Below are 2,613 nucleotides of genomic sequence, written 5' to 3'. Positions count from 1 at the left end.
ATCTGAGCCCGGCCTGCTGGACGCTACCATGCACAAGGCAAGGGTTCTTCACGCCGGGGCAACCGGCTGTGGCGGTATCCTCGAGGCGTTCGAACACTTCGGGTATCTCGGCCATCTGGGCATTGAAGCGGAAGCGCCGGACTACATGAACCGGGGCAAATCCGACCTGGTGATCGTGTACCACCGCCTGCCCTACGAAGAAGTGGTGGAAAACGGCGAACTGATCCGCCGTCGCCCCAAATCCCCCAATGGCATCATCCCCACGCTGCTGAGCTTCTTTGCCGACGGCAAAGCCGGCTCCTGGGTGGCCTGGTCCATTGACGACCCGGACCTGGGCCCGTTCCAGACCCACACCGAAGTGGATACCGACCGCTACGAAAAACTGGTGGCCGCGCGGGTGCCCCTAAGCAAAGACGACGTCGAGATTTTCTACAAGCGGTTCTCCAAGGAAGCCTTCTGGCCAACTCTGCACACCTTCTGGGAGCGGGCCACCTTCCACGATGATCACTGGCAGGTCTTCCTCAAGGTCAACAAGCAGTTTGCGGAGCGCGCGGCCGAGGAAGCCGCAGAGAACGCGGTGGTGTGGATTCACGATTACAATCTATGGATGGTGCCGGCCTATCTGCGCGAGATTCGCCCGGACCTCACCATTGCCTTTTTCCATCACACCTATTTCCCCTCAGCAGACGTGTTCAACGTCCTGCCCTGGCGCCGTGAAATCGTTGGCAGCCTGTTGCAGTGCGATCACATCGGCTTCCACATTCCCAGGCAGGCGGAAAACTTTGTCGATGTGGCTCGCGGTGTCACGCCCCTGGAAGTCACCCAGAAAGCCGGCTGTGCGCCCCGGTTCCTGACCTACGGCTGTGCCGTGGGCCTTGATGAGATGAGCACCGAAATCAAGGTGAATGATCGCAAGATCGGCCTGGGCGCCCACCCGGTGGGGCTGGACCTGAACCGGGTGCGACATGCCCTGGCAGACCAGAGCGTGATTGACCGCATGGAAACCCTGCGTAACGAACTGATGGACGTTCGTCTGATTCTGTCGGTCGAGCGCCTGGACTTCACCAAAGGCATCATCGAAAAACTGGATGCCTACGAACGCATGCTCAACGAGCACCCGGAGCTGAAAACCAAAGTTACCCTGATGATGGTCTGCGTGCCGGCGGCCGCCGGGATGACCATCTACGAGGAACTGCTTTCGCAGATCGAGCAGACGGTCGGTCGCATCAACGGCCAGTTCGCACAGGTGGGCTGGACGCCCGTGCAATTCTTCTTCCGCGCCCTGCCGTTCGAGGAACTGGTGTCTTACTACACCATGGCGGACGTGATGTGGATTACACCGCTGCGGGACGGCCTGAACCTGGTGGCCAAGGAATACATTGCTACCCAGGGCCTGACCCAGGGCAGTGGCAGGCTGGTGCTCTCGGAATTCGCCGGCGCCGCCGCCGAACTGCGCGGTGCCATCCTGGCCAATCCCCACCACCCCCAAGACCTTGCCGACACCTGCTACTACGCCCTGGCCATGAGCCGCAGCGAAGCACAGAATCGCCTCAGCGAGGCCTTTGAAGTGGTCAGCCGTTACGACATCGATTACTGGGGGCGGGAATTCATCGACACCGCCGAACAGCGCCGCGCCACCAAACTGGAAAAGATTCTGCCCATTGGTCATTGCGCCGCCTGAACGGAGGAAACCACACCATGTTGCTCAAAAATGCGGTGCAGCTGATCTGTTACCCGGACCGGATCGGCAACAATCTGAAAGACCTTTACACCGTGGTGGACACGCATCTGTCCGAGGCCATCGGCGGGCTGCACATCCTGCCGTTTTTTCCCTCCAACGCCGATGGCGGCTTCTCGCCGCTGACCCACAAGGAAGTGGACCCGAAGGTGGGCACCTGGGACGACATCGAAGCCTTTACGGCAAAGTACGATCTGTGCGTGGATCTGACGGTTAATCATATCTCGGACGAATCGCCGGAGTTCACCGACTTCATTGCCAACGGCTTCGACTCGGAATACGCCGATCTGTTTGTGCACGTGGACAAATTCGGCGAGATCTCACCGGACGACATGGCGAAGATTCACATCCGCAAGGAGAAAGAACCCTTCCGGGAAGTGACCTTGTCCGACGGCACCAAAACCCGAGTATGGTGTACCTTCACCGAGCAGCAGATCGACCTGAATTACGAATCCGACCTGGCCTATCAGCTGATGGAAAGCTACATCGGATTTCTGACATCAAAAGGGGTTAATCTGCTGCGGCTGGACGCCTTCGGATACACCACCAAACGGATCGGCACCAGCTGCTTTCTGGTGGAACCGGAGGTGTATCAGATCCTCGACTGGGTCAACCAGGTTGCCTTGAAACACGGGGCGGAATGCCTGCCGGAAGTACACGACCACACCAGCTACCAATACGCCATCAGCCGGCGCAACATGCACCCCTACGGCTTTGCCCTGCCGCCGCTGCTGCTGTATTCACTGCTGGACGCCAACAGTGTGTATCTGAAGAACTGGCTGCGCATGTGCCCGCGCAACATGGTCACCGTGCTGGATACCCATGACGGCATCTGCATTCCCGATGTGGAAGGCGTTTTGCCGGATGAGAAAATC

The 2,613-nt window shown here is 59.1% G+C and carries 2 protein-coding genes; both read left to right on the top strand.

The features are described 5' to 3' along the window. A partial coding sequence (gene ggpS / locus B2W52_RS20775) for a glucosylglycerol-phosphate synthase (RefSeq protein ID WP_286804010.1) occupies positions 1 to 1,681 on the top strand: 1,681 nt, incomplete at its 5' end. Between the two features lie 17 nt (positions 1,682 to 1,698). Continuing rightward, on the top strand, positions 1,699 to 2,613 hold a 915-nt coding region (gene gtfA / locus B2W52_RS20770; protein ID WP_286804009.1), incomplete at its 3' end, for a sucrose phosphorylase.

Source organism: Marinobacter sp. UBA2498, from assembly GCF_002341575.1.
In the GTDB taxonomy this organism is placed as follows: domain Bacteria; phylum Pseudomonadota; class Gammaproteobacteria; order Pseudomonadales; family Oleiphilaceae; genus Marinobacter; species Marinobacter manganoxydans.
The sequence above is the reverse complement of the archived record's forward strand: the minus strand, read 5'-3'. Positions and strand labels throughout refer to the sequence as shown.